A 13,099-nucleotide genomic window follows, 5' to 3' on the forward strand; every position below is an offset into this window, starting at 1 on the left:
GTAATTTAATTACATTATAGTTCGTGTTTGTTTTTGATTGAAATGCTTATGTCCCAGCCTCTTTCCTACGATTAGTCAAGTAGTTATTTAAAAAATATTTGAACTTGATAGTACTATTTTTGAGCATGTCAAATAACCTCAGCTATTCTATTAATTTTTTCAAACTGTGGTATTTTGTGGTATACTTTTTATGTGTTATTATTGGTCCTTAGAGACCGTGTACGAGTATTCGTACTTTGTATTGTTCCTGACCATGGAATAGATACATTTCAATAGCTTGTTCATGCAAGCAACAGTGGCAACCCTGTCCTTTTTGGCTTGAGGTTGCTTTTTTAATTTATAATAATAATCCACAATGTGATTGGGGGCAGCTTTTTGTTGGCGTATCATATTCTTAACGATAAGATATAAGACTTTTCTTCCTTTTGGATTTCCACGTTTATTGATATGGTCTTGACCTGCATATTTACCAGATTGATACCTTCTAATATCTATGCCGATAAAGGCGTTCACTTTTTTATGATTAGAAAAGCGTGACAGATCGCCTATCTCCCCAATAAGGAGTGCTGCGCTAATCTCCCCAATGCCAGGAAAACTAGTAAGTAACTGGAATTCTGAAAGTTGTCGGGCCTTCATAATTAATTGTTCTGAAACCATTTTTTTTCCTCTAATAGATGAAGAAGTTGTCGTGCATAATATTGAACTTTTTGAGTTGGAACACTATCTGGTGAAACAGCTGGATAAGATTCTTGCGCGTATTCAATGAGTAACTTCGCCTTCTCCATAGCTCGATTTTCTGATATCTTCTTATGCGTAGTTTTCATCAATAAATTTTTGATCTTGGTTCTACTTGTCTGTAATACTAATTCAGGGTGTGGGAATAACTCTATTAGTGTTAAAGCATAAGGCGTTACTCTACTGGAAAAGAATCGTTCAAGCTCCGGAAAGCTTACTTGAAGTGCATGGTGCAAGTACATCCGTGTATGTTTTATTTGTCCTTCTATTTCTTGATAGAAGCGCGAAAGATCACGAAGTTCTGTATAAATTTCAGGTTGTTGTACTTTTTCTGATCGATCCACAAATGGATGAATTTGTGCTAATTTATGGGCATCATGTTTGTCTGTTTTCCAGCTTCTGAGTGTTCCCTGTTCTAGTTGTTTTTTGGCTTCAAGAGGATTTAACAAGAAATAGGTTAAATTGTTTTTCTGACAAAAGGTCTCCACTGGCTTCGAATAGATACCAGTTGATTCAAAAACAATTTTAGGTTCTTCTGGAAGGCTATAAATCTCTTCTAATAATGCTTGAAACCCAAACTTATTGTGAAGAATTTCCCCTTCTGAAAGACATGTTTGGCCGTCATATAAGACTTTGTAACTTTTCCCCATAGAAATATCTAAAGCAATAATTAATTCCAATGTTTTTCCTCTCTCTTCTTTATCATTTTGAAAGATCTTCACTTATTCATTTCGATTCCAATTTCCTATACACGAGCTCCTTGGCCCCAACATACTTAAAGCTGATTCAAAAATGAAAGTGAAGAAGCTCCGTTTATCATTCGGATTCGAGATCCCTGAGGCTGGTCGAGCTTTCTTTCACTTCTCACTATAACTTAAAAAGAAAAATAGTGGGCAAAGTCATCCGTCGATGACCTTACCCACTAATCTTAGTATGTTTTTATGTTCTAATTTAATAAAATAGTGCTTCCCCATGAAATTAATAAAGGAAGCTATTTTGAGAAAATATATTCATCCTTTTATCAAAGCTTGGAACAAAATAGGATAAAAAAAGAATAAATGAATAAAATAATTTTTGTTGCCTTTTTAAAGAACTATAAGTGACAGGAGTGGAAGATTTTACAGCTGCCTATTCTATAGTTCTAACAATTAACATGTACTCATAAGTTGAAAGAGTAGAAACAGTAGGGACTGTTAGTTAAAAGAAAGAATTGCTAATACATTTTAATAGGTGCAAACAGATACAATGCATGTTTAGTAAAAAAATTGATTTTACTGTATATCTGTATATGAAGAGGAGGAATCTATGTAAATGTCAATTGCAATAGGTGAATTTTAAATGGACCTCTTCATGCAAATTTTCCATACAAGACTGTCTTTTGATACGAAAGGAAAAGGAGGATACTAATGGGAGACTATATTAGGCGAATACTTATAGCCGCTATTATGCTATTATTTATAAGTTTACTGTTTTTAGGGGGCAAGTATTCACAAGCAAAAGCATTTTCCCTCGCTGACCGCACAAAAGCATGGACTTGGCCAAGTGAAGGAATAATAACGGATACCTTTAATACAAGAAATGGGACACATAAAGGAATAGATATTGCAGGAGATCTTGGAGACAAAGTGTATGTGGTAGATGAAGGGGTCGTAACAAAATCCTATTATTCTCAATCCTATGGCAATGTTATTTTTGTTAAACATGAAAATGACTTAGAAACGGTCTATGCTCATCTAAATAAACTGCTTGTAAAGGAAAAACAATTGGTAAAAAAAGGGGAATTGATTGGTGAAATGGGGAATACAGGATATTCCTCTGGTGTACATTTACATTTTGAAATACATAATAAAGAGTGGACCATTACAAAAGAAAATGCAATAAATCCAATTTTAGTATTAGGAAATGTACAAGTAGGTCAGACTGTAAAAATAGCTGTGCAAGAAGAGGTAGAGGATGTAGTAACAGAACCCATTCACTCTCCTAAAAAAAATTTGCTTCTAGAGGAAGAAAAAAAGTTGGAAGAAGAGTATATAAAGAGAAGCATGCAGAAAATGGAGCTGGAATTGGAGAAAGAAGATGACTCAGAATATACAACGATACCATATAAGAAGGCAAGTATATATCTAAAAAGCAGTGAGTATCTTATAGAAGATAAAAATGAGGAATTTACTTAGAATGTATAGGAATAGGTAAAGTGAGTTAGTTTCTTTCATGAGAGGAATCAACCGAATCCTTTTATTAAAAAAGGCTAACGGCAAAAAGCGTTCACAAGATACTATCCCGAAGTTAAAGAATAATAGTATTTTGTGAACTCTTTTTGAGTGAAAATAAGTCTTTTATATGTGAAATTGTGAACAATAAATGAAGTTCTAAGCAAACTTCTTCACAAATATTGTTTGTTTCATGTATAATAACAATTGTAAAACAACAAATTAATATTGGTCTATCTTCGGGGCAGGGTGAAATTCCCGACCGACGGTGATGAGTCTTGCACTCAAAGTCCGTGACCCTACTTCGGTAGGTTGATTTGGTGAAATTCCAAAACCGACAGTAAAGTCTGGATGGGAGAAGATGGAGGTTCTGCAATCGTTCAAAATAGCTTTTTAGAACGTTTATTAAGAATGCAACCTTTAAACTACTCCCTCAAGTATATCTTTAGCTTGAGGGTTTTTATTTGCAGTATTCTTAATAAATTGCTGAATCTTTCTTCTTAGGTAGATGGATCCTAAAAAGAAGGAGAGAAGAAAATGAAGAAAAAAATGAATGTAAGAAAGTATGTTTTGATTGGGATGATGAGTAGTTTAGCTTATGTGTTAATGATGCTTAAATTTCCAATTCCACCATTTCCAAGCTACTTAAAAGTTGACTTTAGTGATATTCCAGCTTTAGTTGCAGCACTTATTTTAGGACCTGTAGCAGGAATATTAGTTGAATTGATAAAAAATATATTGGATTATTTAATAACAGGAAGTGAAACAGGAATTCCAGTTGGTCATTTTGCTAATTTTATCGCTGGAATCTCATTTATACTGCCAACCTATTTTATTTATAATAAAATTAAGTCAAAAAAAGGGATGGCTATCGGTTTAACATTAAGTATTTTAATCATGACTGCTTTATTAAGTCTATTTAATTACTTTATCATGCTACCTTTCTATAATGCGTTAATGAAAATTCCGAATGATACTACTATATTAAGACAAACAATTATTTCCGCAATTATTCCATTCAATTTATTAAAAGGGATAATTATTTCAATAATCTTTACGTTAGTATTTTCAAAAATGGGTGTATGGATTAATAAACAAATTCCATCACGAAATGTTTAATCTTAAGGGACAGGGAAAAAAGCATGTCAGCTAGCGATAAACACGAATGGTTATGCGGTAATATACGTATAACCATTCGTGTTTTAAGTTTTATCAAGAAGGTTTCAAAACAGTCTGTTGCTATTACTCGCAGTTTGAATACACTGCGCTTTCCGTGGGGCTGCACGAAAAGTATAGTTTCTTCCAATTAAATAAGGGTTGATTTATTTGAAAACGAATGAAATACCCAAATTTAAAAGTCGGCCACCAACAATTATGGTTAAATTGCAGTTTTTCAGTGCCCTCTTTTCGCCTAGTAGGTCACCTTTTTTTCGCTAATCCTATAGGGAGTATCATCTCTTACACTTTATACGGCTTAATAAATAAAAAGCAGAAAGGATACATAATTCCTTTCTGCTTTGTTTATGATAAAGAAAACTATTCGAATTTTAGTGGATCTCCATCAAAAGATTCATCCGCAACTTTGATAGAATCAGTCGGACAACCTTCAAAAGCATCTAACATATCATCAAGTAATACCTCAGGGACTTCAACTGTTCCTTCATTATCATCTAACATAACGAATGCAATACCTTCGTCATCGTAATCATAAATATCAGGCGCCGCAGCTCCGCAAGCTCCACATGCAATACATGTGTCTTTATCAACAATCGTATATTTTGCCATGAGTAAAAAAACCTCCAGTGTTATTCATACGGAGTATATACATGACTAGCATACTCCTTACTATTATCTTATTGTAAGACTGAATCTTTAACTTTTCAATAAAAAAGAGACAGAAAAAGTAGAAAGTAAGAATAACTTTTCTTAAAATAGTCAAAAATTCAAGCAGTTTTTATAAAGATTAATGCTCTCTTCACTAAAAATATTAGATGTTGGGAGATCAAAGTTCACTTAACAATTAAATTCATGTTAAAATAAAAGAAATATTACAAACAAATTTCAACAAAATTTGTCGAATATAGAGGAAGATGAATGTATGTCCTTTTTGAAAATAATTATTCTTAACTGTTTATATAAAATGAATGGAGAAAGGACCATATACTCCATCCTTCATATATTAAATGGCAAAAAATCATCCCAAACAATCCAAGATATTCATATCTTTCAGTTAACCTCCTTATATCAGTCCTTTCCTATGTTATCAAGAGAGCAATTAGAGGAAGTTATTCAAACATTATATAAGGAAAAATGGCTTGTACAGTCTTTAGATAATCATTATTTTATTAATGATACTAGAAAGGGAGAGTTGGAGAATTTGTTAAAGGATAATCCACTTCCAAATTATTTAAATGGTTGGAAATTTCATGCCATTACAGAGCCTTTTTGGCAGAGATTGTCTTTATTTATACAAGTTGCTTCCCATTTGTCTGGAAACAGTATTCGATATATACCAGTACAAAGAAATCCTGTGACCCAATTATGGCTGAAAGAGACTCTCCATTCAATAGCTATAGATAGAAGTAACATTAATAAGTACCTTTATAAAGATTTAGTAAAATGTCTTGAGGAGATTGAAATAAATCCAGCAATCCTGATTAACAGATTAACAGGTTTAAAAAAAATAGGTCTTACGTCAGATCAAGCTGCATTAGAAATGAAAATGGATCCCTCCTTATATCAGTTATCTTTTCTTGCTATTCTTCATTTTATGATAGAAAGAATCCTTTCTAATAAGGAGGACTATTCCTTATTATGTTATATGATTGAAGATAATAAAAAAAATTATACGTTAACGGCTTCAACAGCAAAAACATATGATCTTATTCAAAAAGGCCATAATATAGAGGAAATTGTTCATTTAAGAAATTTAAAACAAAGTACAATTGAAGACCATATTATTGAAGTATTATTAAATGTTCCTGCATTTCCAGTTCATAGTCTTGTGAGCGAGGAAAAAATGACGAGAATTAAAGATAGCATCGAGCAATCATCGTCTAAATCATTAAAGGTAATAAAGCAACAATTACCAGATGTCTCTTATTTTGAGATACGTGTGGTGATGGCAAGGTATGGTGATTCATGATGAAATTAGAAGACAAACTAAAAGAGTACTTTCAATTAACCCAATTTCGTGGAGGACAGAAAGAAACGATTGCGTCGGTTCTTAATCATAGAGATACGCTGGCGATGCTGCCAACTGGAACAGGAAAGTCGTTATGTTATCAGTTTGCCGGAATGCTTCTCGAAGGTACCGTCATCATAATATCTCCACTTTTATCTTTAATGCAGGATCAAGTAGAACAAATGAAGATGAAAGGGGAAAAAAGAGTAGTTGCTTTAAATTCCTTTCTAACACCAGGAGAAAAGCAACGGGTACTTAAACGAATTAACCAATACAAGTATATTTTTATTTCCCCAGAAATGATTTCTATGACTCATATCCTTGAAATTTTTCAACGAATGAAGATTTGCTTATTTGTAATTGATGAAGCACATTGTATTTCACAATGGGGATATGATTTTCGACCAGATTATCAAAAATTAGGAAAAATTCGACAAAAATTGAATAATCCTTTGACATTAGCTTTGACAGCGACAGCTACAGAAGAAATTCGCAAGGATATTAAGAGGTCGTTAAATCTAGAAAATGTTGAGGAGATTATTTATTCTGTTGATCGACCTAATATTGCTATTAATATTGAAGAATTAGCACATACCCAAGAAAAAATGGAGAAGCTTCTTGCAAATATTCAAGCGCTTGATGGGCAGGGAATCGTCTATTTCTCTAGTAAAAAGTTGGCTGAACAGACTGTTGCTTTCTTAAAAGAAAGAGCTTCGAAACGAATAATGGCCTATCATGGAGGAATGTCCCAGGAAGACCGAATCCTCGTGCAACAACAATTTCAAGCTGGTCAGCTAGACGTTATTTGTGCTACAAGTGCATTTGGAATGGGGATTAATAAGGAAGACATCCGCTTCATTATCCACTTTCATATGCCTACACAATTAGAATCTTATCTTCAGGAAATTGGAAGAGCAGGAAGGGATGGGAACCAGAGTGTGTCGATGGTTCTTTATACACCAGGCGATGAATGGATTGCTTATCAGTTAATTGAATCGGAGTTGCCAGATGAGCTTCAGATTAATAAATGGAAAGCACTTTTAAGGAAATACCGAACATTTGATGATTGGATGAAAAATGAAAGTTATCAGTTACAAATGCTTTTTTCTGAAATACAGTGGCGAGTTTTGGAATCATATATTGAGCCAAAAAATAAATCAATGGAAGAATTGTGGCATTCTCTAGAATTATATTGTAAGTTCCGTGAAGAAAGAGTGAAAGTAAAAAAACAGAAAATACAAGAACTGATAGCTTGGTTACATTCTGAAACATGTAGAAGAAAGTATATTATGGAATATTTCGGAGAAAAGTACAAAAGCAAAAGAAAAGAAAAATGCTGTGACAGATGTGGATTGGAGTTATCTGATTTCTTTCAAAGTAAGAACAATAGACAGGATATGCCACAAGTTGATTGGAAAGAGCAGTTAGCTTTTATTTTAAATATAAAAAAGTAGGGTATGAAAATGAATAAAGCAAAATATACGGAGTTAATTAACCAATTGACAGATCGTGATCTATTGAAAAATGTATATATGACCCAAGTTATCCTATTAATTATAGCTTTCTTTCTACATATGATTATATTTAGATGGAATCCTCCAATTACCGAGTTATTTAAGTATGAATGGACAGATTTTATAATTGGAATCATTGCGGCACTTGTGGTTGTAATATTTGATATTTGGTTGATGAATCGGTTTACTACTCATTATCATGATGATAGTGGTGTGAACAAACGAATTTTTCAAGATAGACATCCTTTTCATATTGCGTTCATAGCATTAATAGTAGCATTTAGTGAAGAATTACTTTTTCGTGGTGTCATCCAGTCTAATTTAGGGCTAGTTCTAAGTTGTCTTCTTTTTGCTATTATGCATTATCGGTATTTATTCAATCCTTTTTTATTTGCTAATGTTGTATTAGTAAGTATTGTTATTGGAGTCTTATATGAAGTGACAGAAAATCTTTGGGTTACAGTGATTATGCATTTTCTTATTGATTTCCTGCTCGGTTGTATTATTCGGTTTAATTTGTATCAAAAGGAAATTTGCGTATCAAAGTGAATGTTCGGTGGAGGAAAAGCTCACTTATTGGGGAATTGTTAGGATGGGATGTAAATGAAAAAAGAAGATCCATATAGGGTTCAAGCTGAATTACAGAAACAACGTTTAAAAAAGGTGACAAAGGAAGAGGAAAAATCCGAGGAACGAGCGGAAGAATCTTCATTGCCTTCAAGAAGCGCTGTTCATAAAAATAAAAAGAAAAAATTTAAAGTTCCAATAATTAGTTTATTAGCATTTATATTTGTGCTCTTGCCAGTTGTCTTATTATTAATAAATAGTTTATTAAATGGAAAAGATTTTTCTAATCTTTTATCAACAGAAAATACTCCTAGTTTATTTGAAAATGTAAATATACAAAAAGAAAATCCATCCAATAATAAATCAAATCAGGACAAAACGGAAGAAGGAGAACAAGAAGAATTAGTGATAGATAGTAATACAACCGAAACAGAAGAAGAGGAAGATGTACCTACAGATAATTCAAAAGAAAAAACGGTAGAAGAAGAGGATAAAGCAACAAAGGAAACGACTGAATCGGAACAAACAAGTGAGAATCCGCCAAAAAATGAAGAAACGGAAGAGGTCATGGAGCAAGCAAATGCAAATGAGAAGATAGTATATCATACTGTCGAAAAAGGAGAAAATTTATATCGAATCGCTTTAAAATATTTCCCTAATGGGGATGGAATCGAAAAAATAAAATCCGCTAATAATATGACAAATGACCAAGTTCAGTTAGGACAAACGTTAAAAATTGTACTTGAACAATAATTAATTAATTCTAACTTGTCCACTAACTACATATATATTTATAAAGCGATTGATAAGTTATGTTGCTTACACATGAGGTCTATGTGAAGAACAGATACTTTAAAATTGTGCTATTTAAAGGAGGGAGCGACTTTGGAAAGTCCAATCTTCCCTGAAGACTATGTGTTAGATGGAACAACTAAAAAAGTTATCCTAAAAATAATCGAGAAAAAGAAAAAATTTGATCTGTTAAAAAGACGTCACATACTCATTATGTGGTGTACTATCTTTACGACCTTTTGTTATTTTCTTTGGCTTTATAAGCAAATTGCTATACCCTATTCCCATTCATTTGCTGTTATGTTTTCCGTGTATGTGGAAGAAAGCATTAATCTTTATATTCTTCTGTTTATAATCGGAGTATTTGGATATATGAATGTATTGAGACAAAAGAGGGATAAAGCAGAAAAAGAGTTCCATGACTTGCGTTGCGAGTTTATTGATAAAAGTAAAGATTTATTTGGGAATAGTGAAACGTGGAACAGACGACATGAAATGTATAATAAATTAAAAGATTTCTACGACATAAATTTATTTCATCAAGCAAAGTAAAAAGGTGTAAGATATGAAGAGGGCTATAAAGAACAAAAGATACCTACGAGGGAGGTATCTTTTTGAATATAAACAGAAAATAACCTTAAAAAATCTTTTTCTGCTGCCGATCATCTTTAATAATTTCTACTGCCTCTCTAAAACGCTGGGAATGTACGATTTCTCTTTGTCTAAGAAAACGGAGGCTATCATTTAAATCTGGGTCATCACTCATATTGATGATCCATTGGTATGTGGCCCTAGCCTTTTCCTCTGCAGCTATATCTTCATATAGATCAGCAATTGGATCTCCCTTTGCCTGTATATAGGTTGCTGTCCAAGGATTGCCTGCAGCATCATGGTAAAATAAGGCGTGGTCATGATTAACATAGTGATCACCAAGACCTGCAGCCTTCAGTTGATCTGGAGTAGCATCTTTCGTTAATTTATATATCATCGTAGCAATCATTTCTAAATGAGCAAATTCTTCTGTTCCTATGTCTGTTAATAATCCAATAACACGATCAGGGATGGAATATCTCTGATTTAAGTATCTTAATGCAGCTGCAAGTTCACCATCTGCACCTCCATATTGTTCAATTAAAAATTTTGCAAGCATTGGATTGCAGGTACTCACTTTAACGGGGTATTGTAACTTTTTCTCATATAACCACATAATATTCTATTCTCCTTTATCGCAAAATTAAATATTTGAAGTATGTTTACACTTGCCAAGGCCAAGGGGGTGTATCCCAATCCCATGGTGAACCAGATGGGCTATTTCCAAATTGCAATAAAGGTCCATATTTGCTTTCATATAACTTTTTGAATTTTTCTCGTTCTTTTACATAATGGTTAAATTGATTAATAGCATCTTGATCATGATGATGGGTATCTAAGTATAAGGTTAGTTCGACTAGAACAAAGTCGACGGCTTGGAGCTGTTCCAATAATTGATAATATTCAGGTGGAAGCTGCTTCATAATTTTTTCACTCCCTTATTTTTTTCTCATATGGACTGTAGTAAGGGTCGTAAAGAGCTTTCCATAGAGTTCCTGCTTTTAATGCTTCCATTGGACTAAACTGAGGAAGGTGTGGTGGCTGAAAACCAAGAAATAAATTGGGCGGCGTTGAGTACACTTTTGTTTTTATCGGTGGACAGGGATCAAACTGACTGATAAAAGGATGATATTCTCTGTAAAATGAAGGCATAATAATTTCCCTCCTTTATAATGGGTATACTTTACATCTTATGTCTAGAAATTAATTTACATGCTTTCTTTTATAGAAGCACAACTTTTCCTTCTTACTTTTTTTACAAGTGAAATCTATAAAATAGGAATATTTTGTTTCCATTTAGCTACTCGAAATAAAAGGAAAAGGTATTCTTAAAATTAGTAAAACAAGCTGAAATTGTATTAAAATAAAGGAATCAGCATAAAGGGTAATACGGGGAGGTTTTTATGGTATTTTTATTGGGCGGCTTTATTTTGCTTGTAATTTTTTGTATTGCATTCCTTATCTATATGAAAAATATCGCGAATGAGAATAATGTGAAATATGAGCTATTCTACTTTCCTAACTTTCCTTCATCGATCCATGAAATAACGCTATTTTTCATTTCGGATATACACCGAAGAACCATTGACGATACTATAATCAATGAGGTGATTGATGTAGCAGAACTGGTAATAATAGGTGGAGACCTTTTAGAAAAGGGTGTAAACTTGGAGCAAACAAGGGAGAATTTACGCAAGCTGAAACAAATTGGACCCGTTTATTTTGTCTGGGGAAATAATGATTATGAAATAGATCGGGATGCATTAGAGAGTTTGTTGAATGAAGAAGACATCGTTTTGTTGGATAATAAAGCAGTATCTTTTATGTCATCAAATGGAGAAGGCTGGTCTTTAATTGGAGTAGAAGATTATTCGTTAGAGTATGATGATTTAGAAACGGCACTTCAACAGGTAGAGAACAATAGCTTTAAGATATTAATTAGTCATAATCCAAAAATAATCGAAGAATTAGATGAAGAAAATCAAATTTCTTTAGTATTAAGTGGTCACACTCATGGTGGCCAAATTCGGATATTTGGTTTTGGACCATATGAATTAGGTGGAACAAAGCTAATCGGAAAGACTACTTTGTTTGTTAGTAATGGATACGGGACAACAAGTATTCCTTTAAGATTAGGGGCAAAGCCAGAAACACATATTATTAGAATTCAACACAAACAGAATGAGGAAGAAATGAAATTTTTTAAGCCAACAGTTTGAATAGTTGGCTTTTTCATTTTAAATAATCTCACTTAATAATATTACTCACCGATTACTCCTTCTTTTCATAAACTGCATTAAGAGTTTTTTCAAGGAGCAGGAGGCGTAGTCATGCGTTTGGAGAGATTAAATAGTAATAGAATTAAAATCCATCTGACCACCGATGATCTGTATGAACGTGGATTGACCAAGGAAGATATATGGAAAGACTCGATAAAGTGGCAGTATTTTTTTCATGAAATGCTTGAAGAAGCAAATGATTTATTTGATATGGAGATACATGGATCAGTAGCTGTTGAAATATTTTCAATGAAAGCTCAAGGTATGGTAATGATCTTAACCATAACAGAAAATGAATTGGATACAGAAGAAATCTTATCAGAAGGTTTTTTAGAGATGCAAGTAACTGTAGAAGAAACAGTGGATATATTATATGAATTCATAGATATAGAGGATGTTATTGATGCAGGGAAACAATTAGTGCAAAATAATTTCACTGGCGGTTCATTATATAATCTAAATGAAATATATTATTTATGCTTTACAGATATTTCTTCGTACAAAGAAGAACAAATGATTGCTATTCTAAGTGAGTATGGGGAAAGTAGTTTAAAGAGTATATACATTATTGAAGAATATGGAAATACGATAATAAGCGATAATGCTATTGAGACGCTAGTACAGTATTTCTAATTTGTTAGAAATACTAAAGCAGCCTGTATACGTAGAATCATACGAGGATGGGCGGTTAGACAGGTGACACCCGTTTGAAGATATGTGTATTCAGGCTGTGGCTAATAGCAACCAACATATACGAAAATTCCTTTACATATAAATGAGATAGAATGATTTTCCTTTTTATTCTTATGTTTTTTAGAATAAAGTTGCTTTAAAAGCAAATAAAATCATCTATCTTTTTTTGTGATTTTAGAAAATATTCTACATAAAAATTTACAAGTTGATGATTGGTAAAACCTGTTGAAAGTGTTAAAATGAAATGGGGATATCCTTCCCATCATTTTTGTTTGGCCTCAAGTAATTTTATCGAGTAAAGAAATTAGTTTATAGACAAATGAATTAATGATAATTAAATGAGGGTGGGGTAGGACAAAGAATCGTTTAATTGAATATACTGATAGTAGAATATGAAATAAAAAACAGTTATCCACAGTAAAAAATGGATTTATTGATGGAGAATATGCCTGAAGCTGGCAAAATCAGATAGCTTATGTGTTAGTTGATTCTGTATCAAGTTTTCTGACGAATTTTCTTGCATCTTGCAGGTAA

At 32.8% G+C, this 13,099-nt stretch carries 15 protein-coding genes and 1 riboswitch; of the genes, 9 read left to right on the plus strand and 6 right to left on the minus strand.

The features are described from left to right. Nucleotides 1-198: 198 nt before the first annotated feature. Together ADJ83_RS26215 and ADJ83_RS26220 are read right to left on the minus strand one after the other, a co-directional pair. Entirely contained in the window at nucleotides 199-657 is a 459-nt protein-coding gene (locus ADJ83_RS26215; RefSeq protein WP_202908336.1) for a transposase, read from the minus strand. Next, nucleotides 639-1,415: an IS110 family transposase gene (locus ADJ83_RS26220; protein WP_231512549.1), complete on the minus strand. Its 777-nt coding sequence runs from the start codon at nucleotides 1,413-1,415 to the stop codon at nucleotides 639-641. The genes ADJ83_RS26215 and ADJ83_RS26220 overlap by 19 nt, the downstream gene beginning before the upstream one ends. A 726-nt stretch (nucleotides 1,416-2,141) precedes the next feature. Between ADJ83_RS26220 and ADJ83_RS11610 the strand changes: the two genes are divergently transcribed. Both ADJ83_RS11610 and ADJ83_RS11615 read left to right on the plus strand, forming a co-directional pair. Further along, nucleotides 2,142-2,909, plus strand: a complete 768-nt coding sequence (locus ADJ83_RS11610) for a M23 family metallopeptidase (RefSeq protein WP_082169264.1) — start codon at nucleotides 2,142-2,144, stop codon at nucleotides 2,907-2,909. A 267-nt stretch (nucleotides 2,910-3,176) separates the two neighbouring features. Then, nucleotides 3,177-3,312: riboswitch (FMN riboswitch) on the plus strand. Between the two features lie 170 nt (nucleotides 3,313-3,482). Continuing rightward, entirely contained in the window at nucleotides 3,483-4,064 is a 582-nt protein-coding gene (locus ADJ83_RS11615; protein ID WP_031537367.1) for an ECF transporter S component, read from the plus strand. Nucleotides 4,065-4,481: 417 nt separating this feature from the next. Here ADJ83_RS11615 and ADJ83_RS11620 read toward each other — a convergent pair whose 3' ends face one another. Next, nucleotides 4,482-4,730: a ferredoxin gene (locus ADJ83_RS11620; RefSeq protein WP_031537368.1), complete on the minus strand. Its 249-nt coding sequence runs from the start codon at nucleotides 4,728-4,730 to the stop codon at nucleotides 4,482-4,484. A gap of 313 nt (nucleotides 4,731-5,043) precedes the next feature. Between ADJ83_RS11620 and ADJ83_RS11625 the strand changes: the two genes are divergently transcribed. From ADJ83_RS11625 to ADJ83_RS11645, 5 genes are all read left to right on the plus strand, one after another. Continuing rightward, nucleotides 5,044-6,090 (plus strand): helix-turn-helix domain-containing protein, encoded by a 1,047-nt coding sequence (locus tag ADJ83_RS11625; RefSeq protein ID WP_031537370.1) that lies wholly within the window; start codon nucleotides 5,044-5,046, stop codon nucleotides 6,088-6,090. Next, nucleotides 6,087-7,583, plus strand: a complete 1,497-nt coding sequence (locus ADJ83_RS11630; protein ID WP_231512550.1) for a RecQ family ATP-dependent DNA helicase — start codon at nucleotides 6,087-6,089, stop codon at nucleotides 7,581-7,583. The genes ADJ83_RS11625 and ADJ83_RS11630 overlap by 4 nt, the downstream gene beginning before the upstream one ends. Nucleotides 7,584-7,592: 9 nt before the next feature. Continuing rightward, nucleotides 7,593-8,192 (plus strand): CPBP family intramembrane glutamic endopeptidase, encoded by a 600-nt coding sequence (locus ADJ83_RS11635; protein ID WP_031537373.1) that lies wholly within the window; start codon nucleotides 7,593-7,595, stop codon nucleotides 8,190-8,192. Nucleotides 8,193-8,246: 54 nt separating this feature from the next. Further along, on the plus strand, nucleotides 8,247-8,963 hold the full coding sequence (locus tag ADJ83_RS11640) for a LysM peptidoglycan-binding domain-containing protein (RefSeq protein ID WP_031537374.1): 717 nt from the start codon (nucleotides 8,247-8,249) through the stop codon (nucleotides 8,961-8,963). A 132-nt stretch (nucleotides 8,964-9,095) separates the two neighbouring features. Then, nucleotides 9,096-9,554 (plus strand): DUF2663 family protein, encoded by a 459-nt coding sequence (locus ADJ83_RS11645; RefSeq protein WP_031537375.1) that lies wholly within the window; start codon nucleotides 9,096-9,098, stop codon nucleotides 9,552-9,554. Nucleotides 9,555-9,639: 85 nt separating this feature from the next. On the opposite strand, the gene ADJ83_RS11650 is transcribed toward ADJ83_RS11645, so the two are convergent. Genes ADJ83_RS11650 through ADJ83_RS11660 form a run of 3 tightly spaced genes read right to left on the minus strand, consistent with a single transcriptional unit; the run spans nucleotide 9,640 to nucleotide 10,745 of the window. Then, a complete protein-coding gene (locus ADJ83_RS11650) occupies nucleotides 9,640-10,209 on the minus strand; it encodes a manganese catalase family protein (RefSeq protein ID WP_031537377.1) in 570 nt (189 codons plus the stop codon). Nucleotides 10,210-10,255: 46 nt separating this feature from the next. Beyond that, the gene (locus ADJ83_RS11655; RefSeq protein ID WP_031537379.1) at nucleotides 10,256-10,516 is read right to left on the minus strand and encodes a spore coat protein CotJB; all 261 of its coding nucleotides are present in this window, start codon (nucleotides 10,514-10,516) and stop codon (nucleotides 10,256-10,258) included. A gap of 7 nt (nucleotides 10,517-10,523) precedes the next feature. After that, nucleotides 10,524-10,745, minus strand: coding sequence for a spore coat associated protein CotJA (locus ADJ83_RS11660; protein ID WP_031537380.1), 222 nt, complete (start codon nucleotides 10,743-10,745; stop codon nucleotides 10,524-10,526). A 251-nt stretch (nucleotides 10,746-10,996) separates the two neighbouring features. Here ADJ83_RS11660 and ADJ83_RS11665 point away from each other — a divergent pair, with 251 nt between their 5' ends. Then, nucleotides 10,997-11,812, plus strand: coding sequence for a metallophosphoesterase (locus tag ADJ83_RS11665; RefSeq protein ID WP_031537381.1), 816 nt, complete (start codon nucleotides 10,997-10,999; stop codon nucleotides 11,810-11,812). Between the two features lie 111 nt (nucleotides 11,813-11,923). Beyond that, complete coding sequence (locus tag ADJ83_RS11670; RefSeq protein WP_031538283.1) at nucleotides 11,924-12,505, plus strand: adaptor protein MecA; 582 nt, start codon at nucleotides 11,924-11,926, stop codon at nucleotides 12,503-12,505. Nucleotides 12,506-13,099: the final 594 nt, after the last annotated feature.

The organism is Bacillus sp. 522_BSPC (assembly GCF_001076885.1).
Lineage (GTDB): Bacteria > Bacillota > Bacilli > Bacillales > Cytobacillaceae > Niallia > Niallia hominis.

Bases quoted from the DNA above. Each gene is read 5' to 3' on its own strand.
- ADJ83_RS26215 (WP_202908336.1), bottom strand. From the start codon at position 657: ATGGTTTCAGAACAATTAATTATGAAGGCCCGACAACTTTCAGAATTC.
- ADJ83_RS11640 (WP_031537374.1), top strand. From the start codon at position 8,247: ATGAAAAAAGAAGATCCATATAGGGTTCAAGCTGAATTACAGAAACAA.
- ADJ83_RS11620 (WP_031537368.1), bottom strand. From the start codon at position 4,730: ATGGCAAAATATACGATTGTTGATAAAGACACATGTATTGCATGTGGA.
- ADJ83_RS11670 (WP_031538283.1), top strand. From the start codon at position 11,924: ATGCGTTTGGAGAGATTAAATAGTAATAGAATTAAAATCCATCTGACC.
- ADJ83_RS11655 (WP_031537379.1), bottom strand. From the start codon at position 10,516: ATGAAGCAGCTTCCACCTGAATATTATCAATTATTGGAACAGCTCCAA.
- ADJ83_RS11650 (WP_031537377.1), bottom strand. From the start codon at position 10,209: ATGTGGTTATATGAGAAAAAGTTACAATACCCCGTTAAAGTGAGTACC.
- ADJ83_RS11625 (WP_031537370.1), top strand. From the start codon at position 5,044: ATGTCCTTTTTGAAAATAATTATTCTTAACTGTTTATATAAAATGAAT.
- ADJ83_RS11665 (WP_031537381.1), top strand. From the start codon at position 10,997: ATGGTATTTTTATTGGGCGGCTTTATTTTGCTTGTAATTTTTTGTATT.
- ADJ83_RS11635 (WP_031537373.1), top strand. From the start codon at position 7,593: ATGAATAAAGCAAAATATACGGAGTTAATTAACCAATTGACAGATCGT.
- ADJ83_RS11660 (WP_031537380.1), bottom strand. From the start codon at position 10,745: ATGCCTTCATTTTACAGAGAATATCATCCTTTTATCAGTCAGTTTGAT.
- ADJ83_RS11615 (WP_031537367.1), top strand. From the start codon at position 3,483: ATGAAGAAAAAAATGAATGTAAGAAAGTATGTTTTGATTGGGATGATG.
- ADJ83_RS11610 (WP_082169264.1), top strand. From the start codon at position 2,142: ATGGGAGACTATATTAGGCGAATACTTATAGCCGCTATTATGCTATTA.
- ADJ83_RS11630 (WP_231512550.1), top strand. From the start codon at position 6,087: ATGATGAAATTAGAAGACAAACTAAAAGAGTACTTTCAATTAACCCAA.